The sequence below is a fragment of the Rheinheimera tilapiae genome (assembly GCF_042432165.1).
Taxonomy (GTDB): domain Bacteria; phylum Pseudomonadota; class Gammaproteobacteria; order Enterobacterales; family Alteromonadaceae; genus Pararheinheimera; species Pararheinheimera tilapiae.
Genome location: NZ_JBHLXP010000004.1, coordinates 103,873 through 120,890 on the forward strand (window position 1 = coordinate 103,873; position 17,018 = coordinate 120,890).

The following is a 17,018-nucleotide window of genomic DNA, read 5'->3' on the forward strand; positions in this document are numbered from 1 at the left end:
TGATTTTATGACCGCATTGTTTGTGAAAACACGGCTGGCTTTCGCCGTGACTACTGCTTTGTTTTGCTCAGTGGCGCTTTTCGCAGCTGGCAGCTCTGCCGCCATCCCTGCCGAACGTGATGTATTGCCCGCCGGCGCCAGCCCGCAGTTGTATCAGCTGACCATTGATCCGGATTTACAGAAACTGACCTTTCAGGGCGAACTGACGCTGGATTTTAATGCCACGCAGGCGCTGGACGAGCTGGTACTGAATGCGCTGGATTTAACCATCATCGACGCCAGCCTTGATGGCAAAAAGGTCAACGCCGAAGTCGTCGCCGAAACGCAAAGAGTGCACTTCAAAGCGCCGGTCAGCACAGGTAAACATCAGCTGCGCGTGCGGTATCAGGGCAAAATTTACGAGCAGTCGGCTGGTTTGTTTGTCACCGATTACAGCAAAGCGGATGGCAGCACAGGCCGGATGTTGTCCAGCCAGTTTGAGCCGGGTGATGCCCGCAAATTAGCGCCGATGTGGGACGAGCCCTCGCATAAAGCCATCTTCAAAATCAGTATTATTGAGCCCAAAGGCCAGCTGGCATTGTCGAATATGCCGGAGCAGCGCCGGCAGCCGTTGGCTGATGGCCGCGCCCGCGTTGATTTTGCGCCCAGCGTGAAAATGAGCAGCTACCTGCTGTATGTTGGCGCTGGTGACTACGAGCGGATCTCCGGCCGCTCTGGCGGTATTGAGCATGGTGTGGTGGCGAAAAAAGGCGACGCCGTCAAAGGTACTTTCGCACTGAACGCCTCTTATCAGCTGCTGGACTATTACAACGACTATTTTGGCGTACAGTACCCGTTACCGAAGTTGGATCACATCGCCGTACCGGGTGCCGGTGGTTTTGGCGCGATGGAGAACTGGGGCGCCGTGATGTACTTCGAAGGCACCCTATTGCTGGATCCGCAATTCTCCAACACCAGTGACAAGCAGGAAGTGTTTGCCGTGGTTGGCCACGAAATGGCGCACCAATGGTTTGGCAATATCGTGACGATGCAGTGGTGGGATGATCTGTGGCTGAACGAAGGTTTTGCCTCCTGGATGGAATCCAAAGCCAGCCAGCATTTTTATCCGCAGTGGCATGCTGAATTAGGTGCTGTTGGCTCGCGCAACTACGCGATGTTCCAGGATGCACAGGAAACTACGCACCCGATAGTGCAGCCGGTACGGAATCTGGCAGAGGCCAATGCAGCTTTTGACGGCATTACCTATTCCAAAGGTTTATCTGTCATCACCATGCTGGAAGCCTATCTCGGCGAGGACGCGTTCCGCGCCGGTGTGCGTGCTTACATGCAAAAACATCAGTATGGCAATACGGTCACCAGCGACTTGTGGCAGGCCTTGGCCCAGGCATCAGGCCGGCCGGTTGAAACCATCGCCAAAGATTTTACCAATCAGATGGGTGTGCCTTTAATCAAAGCCGTCAAAGCGGAATGTCAGCAGGGCAACACAACGCTGACCTTAACGCAAGGCCGATTTGGCCTGGATGCCGCATCAAAACAACCGCAACAATGGACAGTGCCGGTGACTGCGCAAGTGGCCGGGCAAGCCGCCGCCCGCGCTGAAATTCGCGGTGATGCACCGCAAACCATGACGGTGCCGGGTTGTGGAGCTGTGACGGTCAACGCCGGCCAGACCGGTTATTACCGGGTTGATTACAGCGACGCCCTGTTCGCCGACGTGGTGAAAGGTTTTGCCGGGTTACCGGCGGTCGACCAGCTGGGCTTACTCAAAGACAGCGTGTCGCTGGGCTATGCCGGTTACAGCGACATCAGTCGTTATCTGGCGCTGACCCAGCAACTGCCGGCTGATGCCAATCCGATCATCGCCACCGACGTGGTGGAGCAACTGGAAGGCTTTACCGACTTATACCGCGGTCTGGCGGGTGAGCAGGCTTATAAAGCTTTTGCGCTGAAAAAAGCGCAGGCGTTGTTTGCCAAAGTCGGCTGGGAAAAGCAGCCCGGTGAATCCGACAATACCAGCATTTTGCGTAGCAGCCTGATCGGGGTGCTGGCGGATCTGGGCGATGGTGCAGTCATTGCAGAGGCACGCAAAAGATTCGCTGCCAGTCAGACCGATAAATCAGTATTACCCGGCGATCTCTATGGCGTCGTGCTGAAAATTGTCGGCACTCAGGCTACTGCTGCGGACTTTGCTCAGCTGAAAACGCTTGCCGCAAAAACCAGTAACAGCACGGAAAAACGTCGTTTGTTAGGCGCGTTGGCGTCGGCCAAAGATGAAGCATTGGCGAAACAGGCGTTGGCATTGATTCTGACCGATTTAACGCCAAAACAATTTGGTCCGGGCTTGTTAAACCGGGTCGCGCTGGAACATACGCAGCTGGCCTACGATTTTTATCTGGCCAATCAGGCGGCTTTTGACGAGCGCTTAGACCCGCTGCGCCGCGACGGTTTTGATGCGTCGCTGTTGGGCGCTTCCCGCGAGGCAGCCACCGCGACCTTGCTGCGGCAAAAAGCGGCGACTGCCACGACCAAACCGGTGAAAACCGCCTATCTGGAAGCTGCTGCCGGCATTGAACGGCGGCTGGACCGGGTCAAACGCATCCCGGCGCAGGTCGACGCCTGGCTGAAAACGCAGCGGTGAGACCAGTATTGCCGCAAGGCGGTGTAGGCGACCCACAGGCGCGCTTGCGCGTTTATGTCGCCAAAGCGCCGCCGATGGCCGAGTTTGCTGGGCTTGATGCTTGCTTGGCGCTGTTGCCTGGCCAAATCGACCAGATTTATCAGCACTGCGGCAATGGCTGGCGCAAGGTGTTTAATGTCTATGCCAAGCTGGTGTGGGCATTGCCTGCGCCCTGGCAGCCCAATTTGCAAGGCGCCCGCAGCTGGCAGCAATGGCGTGATCAGTCGTTGTTGCAGGCGGGATCGGATACGGCGTTGTTGTTTGGCCAAACAGGATTTGCTGCATCAGACTGCGGCGTAGACACAATCCATATCATTGCTGGCCGGCAGCACGCGCGTGATTTACTGGCGCAAGGGCTGTTACCCGATACATGGACCGGTGGTTTAGTCTGGCTCGATGATGAATTTGCTGTAGCAAAGCGGGTTCGGCTGGTGGTGTGTCCTTATCTGGATTACCGGCAGCTCAGTGATGTGAAGATAACGCGGTTAGTGCAGCTGATCCGGCAGTGGCCGGCAATAGCTGATTAATGGTGGCAGATTAGTTGCGGCAGAATAGCAGGCAAGAAAAAGGGGCGGAATCTTGCGATTGTCGCCCCTTTTTATCATGCCGGTTATACGAACCTTTGCCTTTTTTCGCTTTGACCACCCGGGTTCTGAACAGCGGGCTGGTCACCATGGCTTTGAGCATATTGTCTTGGATTTCGCCGCGCTGGTGATCATGCGGCAGTGGTTTTTTCATCGTCAGACTCCTTGGTATTGTTGACGCGCTGATTAAAAAACCAGCGCAGTATATCAGGTTGTCTGGCGTTGTGTTTATTCTTCGCCGAGTAATAGCCTGACATCAGTCCCGAGCAACAGCTGTTCGATCAATGGCTGCGCGCTGGCCGGACTTTGTGCCCGCAGCACCCGGACAAAATCCATCGAACTTGCCGGCGTTGCCGGATACCGGTGTTGCTGCCAGAGCTGACGCAGGGCCGCAATGATCACCGCATCACCGAGTTCTGCTCTGAGCTTGGCAAACACCAGTGTGGCGCGGGAATACTGATCATAAGACTCGTCGGCATCAATCAGACTGCTGGCGGCCGCCAGACTGCCGGCCTGCGCCCGCGCATAGCGTTGTTGCTCGTAATCGACCAGCCCTTGCATCGCCGCGCGGCCAAACCTTTGCTCCAGCAGCACCAGTTCCGCGTATTTAGCCAGCGACTCGACCAGAAAAGCACCATCGCCGGGGACACCATTGCCGATGCCATGGCCAAACCATTGATGTGCGGTTTCATGTGCTGCGCGCCGGTAGACCTGGCTAAAAGGCGCATCTGCGTTTGGCTTGGCCCGCACACCAACCCGATGATTAATCAGCACCAGCTGTGGTAGCGCGTAGCCGGTTGGGCCTATGTCCGGCATGATCACCAGCCGCAGTGCGTCGCCCGGATAAGCGCCGATCTGCTGCGAAAACCATTGCACTGTGTCACGCATCGCCTGCATGGTTAAATCGGTGGTGGCATTAAATTCCGGGCTGTAAATCTGCAGTGGCACGCCTGCCGCAGTGCTGCTTTGCTGCTGCCACGGCACTGCGATCAGTGCCGGCAAATTGCGCACCGGTGCTTGCGTGCGGTAGTGGAAATACTGCTGCCCTTCGGCCTGCCAGCTATTGAGTAAAGTACCGGCGGCGATACCCTGATAACCAATGGGCACTGCGATGGTGGTGTCGAGCGTGGCCCAGTCATAGCGCGCATTGGCGGGCGTGGCCAGTACCGAGGGTTGATGCTGCGAGGCCGGTAACGCAGCCAGACCAAAGCGGGCGCGATCGGCGTCGTCACGCAGGCGTAATTCCGGCACAAATCCGAGCTGCGGCAATAGCTGTAATAACCGCAGGTAGCTAAATTCCGCTCTTAACACCTGATGATTAGGCATTGCGGTGATGGCCGGTTGATGTAGTGCCAGCTGGACTTGCAGTTCAATACGGGCACCGGGCGCCAGCGCTGGTTGCAGGGTAAACACCTGCTGACCCAATGCAGCGTCGATAGTTTCGGCCTGTGCATCTTGTAGCTGCAGGCTTTGCAGCTCAGCCCCGAACTGCAGGCGCGGGAACCCCAGCAATAGCTTTGAAATGGCAGTCGAATGTGGATTCTGCAAAGTGATGGTTGCGCTGATGCTGGCTTGTTGTGCCTGAGGTTGCAGGCTGGCGCTAAGTTTGACCTGCCGTACCACCGGTTGCGGGACTGTCTGCCAGTGTTGGTATTGTCGCTCATAAGCGGCCTGTTTCGCCTGACGCTCGTCGCGGCTTTGCAGCGCGCCGGCTTGGTCAAGTTGTTGATGTAAAGACCAGCCTTGCGTCAGCGTCAGCATAGCGAATAGCGCGGCACAGACGGTCAAAGGTGTCAGCTTGGTGGCAAGCCTCGGGCTGCTAAAACCGGTGCCGCGATGATAAAACTGCAAGGCCAGCGCAAACAGGCATAGCGCCAATAAAGCCCACAGCAGCAGATAAGGCCAGAAGCCGCCGCTACTGAGATCACCGGCTAAGGTTTGGGCCGAGTTGCCCAAAGCGCCCTGATAGCCCCACAGACTGTCGGGTAGATCTAACTGGCTTTGGCCGATGCGCCAGAGCGGATGCTGCAGTTGCAGCAAGGCCGGTAGCGGGGATAGGCCAAACGCCAGCAAGCCGGCGACCGCCAGATTGGCCCACAGTGGCTGGCGCAATACCGCATGACAAGCCAGTAATAACGTTGCCCAGACTAACAGCGGCAGCACTAATAACAAGCCTTGCTGGCCGTATTCAAGCAGATCCAGCGGTACCTGCAGCAGCATTTGCGCCAGCGCAACCGCCGCCAGACTCAGCACGACCAGTAGCAGGACCAGCCCATATAACACCACGAACTGGCTGGATAACAACAGCGAGGATGGCACCGGTGTGGCGGCGATCAAACCGTCGATGCGCTGCTGGCGGTTCAGCCAGGCTATCTGATACACCCAGAACGCCAATAACAACAAACCAAAGCGTGGGACCACATCGCCACTGACCCGGTTGATGGCGTCCCGGCTACTTGGCAGCAACTGACTGAACTGCTCGGCATAGCCCAAACCGGTGTAGACCTCACTGAAAATCAGGCCGCACAGCGCCAGTAAAGCCAGTAGCGTACTGCGTTGCCAGCAGAGTTGTTGCCATTGCAGCTGTATCAGACCGCGAAAGACCGGCCAAAAGGTCAGCGCGCCGGGCGGGCAAGGCTGATACTGACCCTGTGTCTGATTTTGTAGCAGGCCGTTTGCCGCAGCGCTTTGTGCAGCGGAGCGCATCGACAGCGCCCTGCGCCGATGTTCCGGTTGTGGCAAAGCGGATGTCCCGGGCCGCAGCGCCCGCCAACAGATCCAGGCGGCAAGACTGACAATCAGCATGCGATTCAGCCAAAAGGTCATCTCAAGCTGCAGCAGGCCAGCCGGCATTGCGCCTTGTTGTTGCAGTTGCGCCAGCAGCGGGTTGAGCGCATACAGGTCCAGATACAGCATCAGTTGACTGAGCAGCGGCGAAATCGACTGGCTGTTCGCCATCAGCGGTGACCCGGTTGCTGCCGCCAACAGCATATAGCCGAGCCAAATCCCTGCGCCTTGTAAATAAAGCGCCAGCGGCGACTGACTGTGACGGCTTAACCACAAGAACAGCGCGACCAGCAAGGTGATGGCCGGCACTTGCTGGACCAGTAACAGGATCAGCGACCAGCGCCAGATGCCGCTGCTATCCGCCAGCCCTTTTGACATCACCAGCGCCACCATCACGAGGAAAATCAGCTGCATTGCCATGGCAGTGAGCCATAAACCGGTGGCGCGCACGGCCAAACGCTGGCGCAGACTTTGCGCGCTGACGTCAATCAGCGCGCTGATGCCATGCTGGCTATCGCGGCAGAACGCCAGCGGGGCTAAGACGGCAAGCAGCAGCGGCTGAATGGACATCAGCAGCATGCTATGACGCAGCAACAGCGCCTTTTCCGGTTGCGCATCGATAGAACCCGGATTCAGATTGACCAGCGCGGCAAAGGCCAGCGCCAGCAACAGGCAGAGCCAGAATTGCGGCTGTACCCGGTAAAACCGCCATTCGTTGTAAAGCAGAGCCCCAAGTTTCATAACGCACGCTCCATTTGAGCCAGAGCATGAGCCTGAGCCAGTGCCAGAAAATAGCGATCCTGCAACGTGGCGGCGACCGGTTGAAAGTCTGGGCCTGGACTTTGTGGTGCAAACACGCGCAGCAGCGGGATACCGCGCTGGTAGCTGCGCTGCAGCAGTTGCGCCTGTGGCGGTACTGCGACCGAAGCGCCATATGCCTGCCAAATTTGTCCGGTTAGGGGCGTGATTAAATCCTGGGTGTCGCCTTGCAGCACAATCTGGCCCTGCAGCAAGATGGCTACGTTTGGACACAGCTGTTCGATGTCATCAACAATATGACTCGACAGCAGCACCAGCCGGTCCCGGCTTATTTCACAAAGCACGTTATGCAGCTGCGCGCGCTCCTGTGGATCCAGCCCAGCGCTTGGCTCATCAAGGATCAACAGTTTCGGATCGCCAAGCAGCGCCTGCGCGATGCCAAAGCGCTGGCGCATGCCACCGGAAAACTGCGCCACCGTTTTGCCGGCCACGGCGCTGAGGTTGGTCAGCGCCAGCAACTGCGCTATCTGTTCGCGCCGCGCTGTGGCCTGATGCAGGCCTTTGAGCACGGCGATATGTTCAAGCAACGCCTGACACGACAAATGCGGATAGACGCCAAATTCCTGTGGTAAATAACCGAGTTGCCGGCGCAGCCGCTCCGGCTCTTGCTGCACGTCAATGCCATCAAACAGCAGCGTGCCGCTGTCAGCGCTTTGCAGCGTGGCAATAGTGCGTAACAAACTGGATTTACCGACGCCATTGGGCCCGAGCAGGCCAAACAGCCCGCGGTCGGCCGTCAGGGTCAGCTGACGCAGTGCCTGGGTGCCGTCGGCATAGGTTTTGGAGAGTTGTTGGATCTGTAACATCTGGCTGCTTCTTGCTGTGGTCAATGCCGCACAAGCTAAAGCCACAGCGCGTGGTGGCTCAAGCCGGCAATGACCAACCGGCCTGTTGTGATGACCAAGCCAAAAAAACCGCAGAAAACCGGTTCGTCAGGCCAAAACCGGTTTTTGTCAGCGGACAGATGACAAGCACGCTGGCGGCAGGCAGCATAAGACCATCGCCCTTGGACTCTCTGTACTGATGAAATTTGCCGATCTGACAAAAACAGAACATCTGTTAGCGCTATTGCCGGTGCTGCTGGCCTGGCTGTGGGTGCTGATTTCGCCGCAGATGTTGCCGGCAGATGTGGCCGCCTACACTCCGATCCCGCCGTTTTGGATATCAGCGTTGCTGTCGGCACTGTTGTATTTGCCGTTGTTGTTCGCTCAGGGCTGGCTCAGCCATAGCCTGCAACCAGAGGACGGTTCAGCGAAATCCCAACGACACACGATAAAGCTGATTTTGCTTTGGTTTGCCGCCTTTGTGCTGTATCCGGCGTGCTGGTGGTTTTGGAGCCAAAGCAGCGCGCAGGCCTTTCGCTTCGAGGTAACAGACTGGCTGTTGGTTGGCATGTTGTCGTTATTGTATTGGTGTCATCTGGCTTATCAGCGCCGGCAACGCAGCGGGCCGCTGACCGGCTGGTCGCGGCTCTGGTCGCTCGATGCGGCGCTGCTGCTGTTACTTGGCCTCTGGACTTTGGCCTGGGCTTGTTTACTGACTTCCCATTCGCCCGGCTTTGCTGTGCAGCCGATCCCGGCGCGTGTTGACTGGTCGCGGATAGCTGCACAGCCGGTTCTGTGGCTGTGGTATTTGTGGCAATTTGCCGTGATGGCTGCTGTGATGTTTGGCTGTTACTGGCTGACGCGGTATTTGCTGATCCGCCGGTTGCTGGCGCGGCACGGGTTGTTGCCGTTTGTGCTGCTGAGCTTGCTGTTGATCCTGTGTTGTTACGCGCCACTGGCCTGGTTGTTACTGCAACTGCCGATGAATCATGGCGTTGATGTGCCGGCCGTGCCGGGTGGTAGTCAGGATCCGTTTGACTGGTACAACTGCAATTTTATGCTGCTGCAGTGGCTGCTAACGACGCCTTTGATCCTGGCTTTTGAACGCCAGCAACAGGATAGCGCGCTGGCTCAGCTGCATCATCAGCAGGTCCGCACTGAACTGCAATTGCTGCAACAGCAAATCAATCCGCATTTTTTGTTTAACACGTTAAATAACCTGTATGCGCTGTGTTTGCTGAAGTCAGACGCGGCGCCGCAGCTGGTGCTGAAGCTGGCGGATTTGCTGCGTTATGTGGTGTATCAGGGCCAGCAGGCGCGTGTGACGCTTGCGCAGGAGCTGGACTATCTGCAGCATTATCTCGATCTGCAGCAGCTGCGCGTCAGCAATAAAACCAGTGTGCATATCGATTTTCCTGCGGCGCAAAGCCATTGGCAGTTGCCACCGCTGTTACTGATCATGCTGGTAGAAAACGCATATAAACATGGCGTGGAGACAAGCGCTGCGCCCAGTCAAATCTGGCTGTCGGCCTCCATTACGCAGCAGCGGCTGGTGTTTATTTGCCGCAATACGCTGCCAGATCAGGCTGCAGGCGCGACTGGTGCGGGCATGGGGCTGGAGAATCTGCGCCGGCGTTTGCAGTTGTTATACGGTTCTGATTTTATGCTGCAGAGCGGTCCAACCTCAGATAATCCCTTGTGCTGGCATGCCGAATTACAGCTGCCGCTGTGGACTGAACAGGAGGCGGCATGAATAAACCGCTGCAACTGCTGATCGTTGACGACGAGCCGTTGGCACATCAGGTGCTGATGCATCACTTAGCGGCGCATGCTGATGTGGTGGTGGCCGGGCACTGTTACAGCGCCGCGGAGGCGATGGCCGTACTGGCGACCCAACCGGTGGATCTGATTGTGCTGGATATTCAGCTGCCGGTACTGACTGGTTTGCAGATGCTGAAGCTGTTGGCAGAGCCGCCACAAGTGGTGCTGGTGACGGCTTATGGCGAATTTGCGCTGGAAGGGTTCGCGCTCGATGTCACTGACTATCTACTGAAGCCGGTCAGTAGCGAACGGTTGGCTGTTGCGCTGGACAAAGTGCGGCGGTGGGCCGGTTTGCTGCTGCCGGTTGCTGCGCCGGCAGCTGCAACGGCTGCGGCAGAGAGTGCGCATATTGTGCTGAAAGTCGACCGTGAATTACGCCGCTTTGATTTGGAGACGATTTGTTGTTTTGAAGGCTATGGCAACTACGTCAAAGTGTGGCAAGGCGAGCGGATGACGCTGGTCAGCGCCACGCTTAAAGCCATCAGCGAACAGACCGCTGGCTCTGGCTTTGTGCAGGTACATAAATCATTTCTGGTGAATCCGCGTCAGGTACAGAGCCTAGACAGTCAGAGCCTGCGACTGAGTAACCAGCAGCAGATCCGCATCGGCGAGGCCTTTAAAGAACAAGCGCGGCGTATCTTCACGCCGCGCTGAGGTCATCTAAACAATTCGCTTGCTTTTCGGTTATCGCATAACGGAAATCGCATTGGTGCAATTCGCAAGCTCATTGCACCCTACGGCAGACAAAAGGCCGGATGTAGGGTGGGTAGCGCGAAGCAAAACCCACCGAACGGTTATCGCATAACGGACATGGGTGCAATTCGCAAGCTCATTGCCCCCTACGGCAGATAAAAGGCCGGATGTAGGGTGGGTAGCGCGAAGCAAAACCCACCGAACGGTTATCGCATAACGGAAATCGCAGATCCGGCAGTTACAACCACGCCGCCAACAAGCCCTGGCGCCAGAACACCCAGGTCGCGACCACAATCACGATTAAAATCAGCCACAAGCCCGAGTTACTTTTCTCTTCAAACGGGTCGGTCAGTGAGCGGCTGGCGCCGGTTGGCAAGCTCGCGAGCGCGGTTAAACGGGTGCCAAATTTGATGCTGAGTTTGGCATTGGTATTCACTGCCCAACCGTTGGCATCCAGCAATGGCGCCAGATTGCGCGCGCGCAGTTTAAACCAGGCCAATAACATCGACGGGCCGGAAATAAACAACACGATCCCAAGCAGCGCCAACGGCATTTGCCACCAGACCAGCCCGAGGAAACCGGTCACAACCGCCGCCAGCGCGGTACCGATGGCACCAATAGCTAAACCAATGGCAGCAAAAATACCGGCAAATTTGGCTACATCAAAAGGTGCCGGCGGTTTGGCCGGAGCGGGCGCTGCGGCCACTTTGGCGGCATCACCGACGCCGGCAGCACTTTGCGCTTCAATTTCTTTATCTTTAGCTGCAGCAAATTTCTGGATTTGATCGGAAATCATCCGGCCAATCCGTTGATAAGGCGTGAAAAAGGCTTCGCGGATACTGATTGGGTTGCTGACAATCTGGATCACGGTCGCATCCCAGTCGACACCGGCGCGGTCATAAAACACACCATTGCGACCGACCATCAGATTGCCGGCATCGCCGGCGGTCATTGCGGCGACGATAGATTTTTTCTCACCGTTGCTGCGCACACAATCGATGTATAACAAGTACATACCGCTTAAACCGGCCAGTTTGGCGTGTTTGCCGGCGTCGTTGACGTTCAGGCATAAATCACAGCTGCGTCCGTCAATATACAAGCGACCATTCTGGAAAATCGCTGGTTTTTCCAAACTATAGAAACTCTCAAAACTGACGAAATTACGCAGTAAATCGCGTAATGAGGCCTGATAGCGGATTAACTTGTCGACATCCAGCACTGATTCAGCCTCGGCCTGTTGCGCCAAATCCTGACTGATCAAGTCATTGGCCGCAGCCAGCACCTGCGCGTCGAGGCACGCCGCTAACAACTCAGGCGCCAGTGTGGCGGCCTGGCTGACCGGCTGTAACGCCTGCCAGTCGGCATAAGGCTGCAGCGCGTCGGTCAGTTGCTGCCAGTCTTTGCTGTTGATGTGTTTAACTTCGCCCCACAGCGCGCCGGCCAGTTCGGCCAGTCGCGCCAGCGCTTCCGCCCAGTGTGGGTGCACGCCTTTATGCAGTGCCAGTTTGCCATCGGCACTGACTGCAGCGAGCGGTAAATGATTGGTGTCGCTGGACGCCTGAGATAACAGCTGACGCGACAGCGCAGCATAATCTTCGGCCGTGCCATTCAGCGCCACTGTGGCATTGGCGTCATACGCCGCTAACTGACAACGGGTGAAATAGTCGGTCACTTTGGCATGCAGGCTGCTGTGCAGCTGCCAGGCTTCGTCGGTGGCTGCCCCCAGCGTGGTCGTGATGTCGGTACCGCTTTGTTGCCATGCAGTAAAAGCCTGGCCGTCGGCGACAAACAGATCCAGCTGTTCCTGATTAATCCCCGGCGCACCACTGCGATCTGTGCTTTGAATGCCGAGCTCAAGCAGTGTGTTGATCAGCTGTTTCAGCGCGTCGCTGTTGGCTAGTTCCGCCGTGATAATGCCATCGCCATTGAGCTGGTCGGCCGGGAAAATCAGCGACAGATCGGCTGTGTCATCAACCGTCAGCTCTGTTGCATCGGTTTTCCCGAGGTTTTGTAAAATACGTTTGGCGGAAGCCAGCAACTTCTGGCCAGCTTCGCTTTGACTGCAAATCGCGCCTAACGGCAACGCCTGCCCGCTGAGTAATACTTCTGGTTTTTGCAGTACTGACAAGGCCCAACTTACTGCCGCCTTGATTTCATCAATCCGCACGCGGCCATCATTGTCGCTGTCTAAGTAGGCCATGGTGCGCGAATCGAACTCCAGCCCTTTCACCGGGCAACTCAGCGCCGCCCACAGTTTCGGGTCCAAAGACGACAGCTGCTGCCAGTCCTCAATTTTGTCCAGTCGTACCTGATCAAAACCGCCGGAGCGGAAAAAACGCCATTGATGTGCCATGCAACTTTCCTTATGAAATGACGCGGCGCCAGCAAAACCCATGCTATGCCAGCAGCGGATACATCAATATTTCATTGTTTTAGCCGCGCCGCAACCGGAACTGCCTGAAAAATGGCAGGAAAATCAGCGGGACTTTGTTATTCCCGCTCATCACAGCTATCGCTTTCCTGCGCGGGTCAACCCCTTGCCAGCAAAGGCTTCAGATACTGTCCGGTGTAAGACTTGTCACAATCTGCCACTTGTTCCGGCGTGCCGGCGATCAGGATTTCGCCGCCGCCGCTGCCGCCTTCCGGACCTAAATCGACAATCCAGTCGGCGGTTTTGACCACGTCCAGGTTGTGTTCGATCACCACGACGGTATTGCCGGCGTCGCGCAGTTTATGCAGCACGTTCAGCAGTTGCTGAATATCGTAGAAGTGCAGGCCTGTGGTCGGTTCGTCGAGGATATACAGCGTTTTGCCGGTGTCGCGTTTACTCAGTTCGCGTGCCAGTTTGACGCGCTGCGCTTCGCCGCCCGACAACGTCGTCGCCGACTGGCCGAGTGTGATGTAGGTCAGGCCCACATCCATCAGCGTCTGCAGTTTGCGCGAAATCGCCGGAATGCTGTCGAAGAATTCGCGTGCATCTTCCACGGTCATTTCCAGCACTTCGTGGATGTTTTTGCCTTTGTATTTCACTTCCAGCGTTTCGCGGTTGTAGCGTTTGCCTTTGCAGACATCACAAGGCACGTACACATCCGGCAAGAAATGCATTTCGACTTTGAGCACACCGTCGCCCTGACAGGCTTCGCAGCGCCCGCCTTTGACGTTAAAACTGAAACGGCCAACCTGATAGCCGCGTGAGCGCGCTTCCTGAGTGCCGGCGAATAAATCGCGTACCGCGGTAAAAATACCGGTGTAAGTGGCCGGGTTAGATCGTGGTGTGCGGCCGATCGGGCTCTGGTCGATGTCGACGCATTTATCAAAATGCTCCAGGCCTTCAATGGCGCGGTGCGCGGCCGGGTCGTCGCCCTCGCCTTTATTCAGCACTTTGTGCGCGACGCGAAACAGCGTGTCGTTGATCAGCGTCGATTTGCCGGAACCGGATACACCGGTGATGCAGGTCAGTACGCCAAATGGAATGCTGAGATCGACATTTTTCAGGTTATTGCCGGTGGCGCCTAATACTTTGAGCTCTTTGCCTTTTTTACCTTTATGCCGCGTGTCGGGCACGGCGATTTTGCGCGTGCCGGATAAATACTGGCCGGTTAGCGATTCAGGCGCCGCCTCGATGTCTGCCAGCGTCCCTTGCGCGACGATATAACCACCGTGCACGCCGGCGCCCGGGCCGATGTCGATGATATGGTCGGCGAGACGCACGGCGTCTTCGTCGTGTTCGACCACAATGACGGTATTGCCCAAATCACGCAGGTGCGTCAGGGTACCGAGCAGACGGTCATTGTCGCGCTGGTGCAAGCCAATCGACGGTTCGTCCAGTACATACATCACGCCAACTAAACCGGCGCCAATCTGACTGGCGAGGCGAATACGCTGTGCTTCACCGCCGGACAAAGTCTCGGCGCTTCTGGATAAGTTGAGATAGTTCAGGCCAACGTTGACCAGGAACATCAGCCGGTCCTGAATTTCTTTCAGGATCTTTTCGGCGATTTTGGCTTTCTGGCCAGTCAGTGTCAGCGCAGTGAAAAACTTGTGGCAATCGCCGATCGACAGCTCAACGATGTTGGGCAAATTGGTTTTGCCGATAAACACATGGCGTGCTTCTTCCCGCAGGCGTGAACCTTCACAAACCGGGCAAGTGGTGGTGGCGAGATATTTCGCCAGCTCTTCGCGCACCGCATTGGATTCGGTTTCGTGATAACGCCGTTCCATATTTGGCAAAATGCCTTCAAACGGATGTTTGCGTAGAACTATGTCGCCACGATCGTTTAAGTATTTGAATTCAATCTCTTTGCGTCCGCTGCCGCTCAGAATAGCTTGTTGTTGTTCGGCTTTGAGGCTGCTAAAAGGCGCGTCTACGTCAAAGCCATAATGCTCGGCCAGTGATTTCAGCATTTGGAAATAATAGAAATTGCGTTTATCCCAGCCGCGAATAGCGCCGCCGGCCAGACTTAGCGCCGCATCAACAATGACTTTATTGGCGTCGAAATATTGTTTCACACCCAGGCCATCACAGGCGGTACAGGCGCCGGCCGGATTGTTAAAGGAAAATAGTCGCGGCTCGAGTTCTGCCATCGAATAACCACAGGTTGGGCAGGCGAAATTGGCGGAGAAAATCAGCTCTTCGGCGGACGGGTCGTCCATCGACGCCACTTTCGCGATACCACCGGATAACTCCAGCGCCGTTTCAAAACTTTCGGCCAGGCGCTGTTTGATGTCGTCGCGCACTTTAATCCGGTCAATCACCACTTCGATGGTGTGTTTTTTGTGTAAGTCGAGTTTTGGCGGATCGGATAAATCACAGACTTCGCCGTTAATGCGGGCGCGGATGTAGCCTTGTGCCGCTAAGGTTTCCAGCGTTTTGACGTGTTCGCCTTTACGTTCTTGCACCACAGGCGCCAGCACCATCAGTTTGCTGCCTTCCGGGAATGCCACCACTTTGTCGACCATCTCGCTGATGGTTTGCGCGGCCAGCGGCAGATCGTGGGTCGGACAGCGCGGCTCGCCAACGCGGGCAAACAGCAGGCGCAAATAATCGTAGATTTCGGTGATAGTGCCGACCGTAGAGCGCGGGTTGTGTGACGTCGATTTCTGTTCAATCGAAATAGCCGGCGACAGGCCTTCAATATGATCCACATCCGGTTTTTCCATCAGGCTGAGGAACTGGCGGGCGTAGGCCGACAAGGATTCGACATAACGGCGCTGGCCTTCGGCGTAAAGCGTATCAAAGGCCAAAGACGACTTGCCTGAACCGGATAAGCCGGTGATCACAATCAGCTTGTCGCGCGGGATCTCCAGCGAAATATTTTTCAGGTTGTGAGTACGGGCGCCGCGGATGTCAATTTTGTGCATAAAGTTCTCAACTCAAAAGGTCAGTCAAAGTGCCCGCTTAGGGTCAGATGCGGGCCGGCAGCGGCATCGGTCAGGCGACTATGCGTCATGCGGGCTGTCGGATCAGTATTGGCGTTGATTATCAGTGTAGTACTGTATATAAATACAATTGTTTGAGCAAGTCAGATGTCGGGGAAGTCGGGCTTACAGTTGCATTTGTCAAACGTGGCGCCTAAGGTGAATTGTTCACGTTTTCTGCTACAGGTAGTTCGACTAAAAACATGACGACAGAACAGATTTACACTTTGGCCATGATGCAACTTGCGCTGGTGATTTTGCTTGCCAGTACAAGGGTAGCGCCGCCACTGCAGGATTTGCGCAGTTTACGCCTGTTCCAGATCTCTGTTGGCTGTGATGCACTGAGCTGGTTGTTTTATTTGTGGCCCATGCAGCCGATGTTGTTGTTGATCTCCAGTCTGGCCGCGGCAACCAATTTCTGGTTACTGCTGGCATTTGCTTTGAGCCGCTGTAATAAAGCGGTGCCCTGGCCATTGTTGGTGCTGATGATCCCGCTGCAGGCAGGTATTTATACCTGGCTGAATCTGCACGGCATGGAATACGCCGCTTTGCATTTTATGACGCTCATTACAGCTCTGGTGGCGTTGCCGATTGCGTGGTTGTTCTGCTTTCAGAAACCGAACCGCACAGTATCGGATCAAGGTTTTGCCTTGGTCATGTTGTGCTGGTTTTTGGTTTGTGTGTTACGGACAGTGACAGTTGAGTTTCATGAAGACTGGATTTTATCGGGGTATTTGGTGTCGCAGGTACTATGGCCCGGCATTATGGCGGCCTACGGTTTGATGGCCATCACCGGCTATCTGGAAGAAACGCAGCAGCGACTCCGGGCCGAGGCTGTGCATGATCCGTTAACCGGCCAGTTAAACCGACGCGGGTTGAATGAAGCGGTCGCGGCTTGCTTATCGTACTTACAAAGAAATCAGCAACCGGCGGCATTGTTGATGATTGACCTTGACCATTTTAAGCGGGTCAATGACCAGTTCGGCCACGACGGTGGCGATGTGGTGTTGGTGCAGACGGCAAAAGCCATCAAAACAATGCTGCGGCAAAGTGACGTGCTGGCACGGTTTGGTGGCGAAGAGTTTTTGATTTTTCTGCCGGCAGCGAACCTGCAGATGGCGACGACCACAGCACAGCGTTTGTTGGAAGGGATCCGCCAACTGGAGTGGCCTGCGTCGATGCCGGAAGATTATCAGCTGACGATCAGTATTGGTGTCAGTGTGTTTGGGCCGGATTATGATTTTGGCCGTCAGCTGCGCCTCGCCGATCAGGCACTGTATCGCGCCAAACAGAACGGCCGCGACCGGATCGAATTCGCTGGGACAGCTGCCGACAGTTGAAGCCTTGTGGTACAATCGCCCACTCTTTTGTCGCCACGCTTCTTGCTCTGCCACT

At 56.1% G+C, this 17,018-nt stretch carries 10 protein-coding genes; 5 read left to right on the forward strand and 5 right to left on the reverse strand.

What is annotated here, in order from left to right; genetic code table 11:
* Positions 1-7 precede the first annotated feature (7 nt).
* Together ACFFJP_RS15435 and ACFFJP_RS15440 are read left to right on the forward strand one after the other, a co-directional pair.
* Positions 8-2,638 carry a M1 family metallopeptidase gene (locus ACFFJP_RS15435; protein WP_377246022.1) on the forward strand — a complete coding sequence of 877 codons (2,631 nt, stop codon included), beginning with the start codon at positions 8-10 and terminating at the stop codon, positions 2,636-2,638.
* Positions 2,635-3,204, forward strand: a complete 570-nt coding sequence (locus ACFFJP_RS15440; protein ID WP_377246025.1) for a DUF6942 family protein — start codon at positions 2,635-2,637, stop codon at positions 3,202-3,204. The genes ACFFJP_RS15435 and ACFFJP_RS15440 overlap by 4 nt, the downstream gene beginning before the upstream one ends.
* Before the next feature lie 10 nt (positions 3,205-3,214).
* Here the strand turns inward: ACFFJP_RS15440 and ACFFJP_RS15445 are convergent, their stop codons facing one another.
* The 3 genes from ACFFJP_RS15445 to ACFFJP_RS15455 all read right to left on the reverse strand — a co-directional run bounded on the left by ACFFJP_RS15445 (position 3,215) and on the right by ACFFJP_RS15455 (position 7,673).
* Entirely contained in the window at positions 3,215-3,415 is a 201-nt protein-coding gene (locus ACFFJP_RS15445; protein ID WP_377246028.1) for a ribosome alternative rescue factor ArfA, read from the reverse strand.
* Positions 3,416-3,489: 74 nt separating this feature from the next.
* Positions 3,490-6,789 (reverse strand): M1 family aminopeptidase, encoded by a 3,300-nt coding sequence (locus ACFFJP_RS15450; protein WP_377246031.1) that lies wholly within the window; start codon positions 6,787-6,789, stop codon positions 3,490-3,492.
* Positions 6,786-7,673, reverse strand: a complete 888-nt coding sequence (locus tag ACFFJP_RS15455) for an ATP-binding cassette domain-containing protein (protein WP_377246034.1) — start codon at positions 7,671-7,673, stop codon at positions 6,786-6,788. Before ACFFJP_RS15455 ends, ACFFJP_RS15450 begins: the two co-directional genes overlap by 4 nt.
* 217 nt (positions 7,674-7,890) lie before the next feature.
* Between ACFFJP_RS15455 and ACFFJP_RS15460 the strand changes: the two genes are divergently transcribed.
* Positions 7,891-9,444, forward strand: a complete 1,554-nt coding sequence (locus ACFFJP_RS15460; protein WP_377246037.1) for a sensor histidine kinase — start codon at positions 7,891-7,893, stop codon at positions 9,442-9,444.
* On the forward strand, positions 9,441-10,166 hold the full coding sequence (locus tag ACFFJP_RS15465; RefSeq protein ID WP_377246040.1) for a LytR/AlgR family response regulator transcription factor: 726 nt from the start codon (positions 9,441-9,443) through the stop codon (positions 10,164-10,166). The genes ACFFJP_RS15460 and ACFFJP_RS15465 overlap by 4 nt, the downstream gene beginning before the upstream one ends.
* Positions 10,167-10,443: 277 nt before the next feature.
* Here ACFFJP_RS15465 and ACFFJP_RS15470 read toward each other — a convergent pair whose 3' ends face one another.
* Together ACFFJP_RS15470 and uvrA are read right to left on the reverse strand one after the other, a co-directional pair.
* Entirely contained in the window at positions 10,444-12,558 is a 2,115-nt protein-coding gene (locus ACFFJP_RS15470; RefSeq protein WP_377246043.1) for a hypothetical protein, read from the reverse strand.
* A gap of 176 nt (positions 12,559-12,734) precedes the next feature.
* A complete protein-coding gene (gene uvrA / locus ACFFJP_RS15475; protein WP_377246046.1) occupies positions 12,735-15,566 on the reverse strand; it encodes an excinuclease ABC subunit UvrA in 2,832 nt (943 codons plus the stop codon).
* Between the two features lie 260 nt (positions 15,567-15,826).
* Between uvrA and ACFFJP_RS15480 the strand changes: the two genes are divergently transcribed.
* The gene (locus ACFFJP_RS15480; RefSeq protein WP_377246049.1) at positions 15,827-16,963 is read left to right on the forward strand and encodes a GGDEF domain-containing protein; all 1,137 of its coding nucleotides are present in this window, start codon (positions 15,827-15,829) and stop codon (positions 16,961-16,963) included.
* The last annotated feature ends 55 nt before the right edge of the window (positions 16,964-17,018 follow it).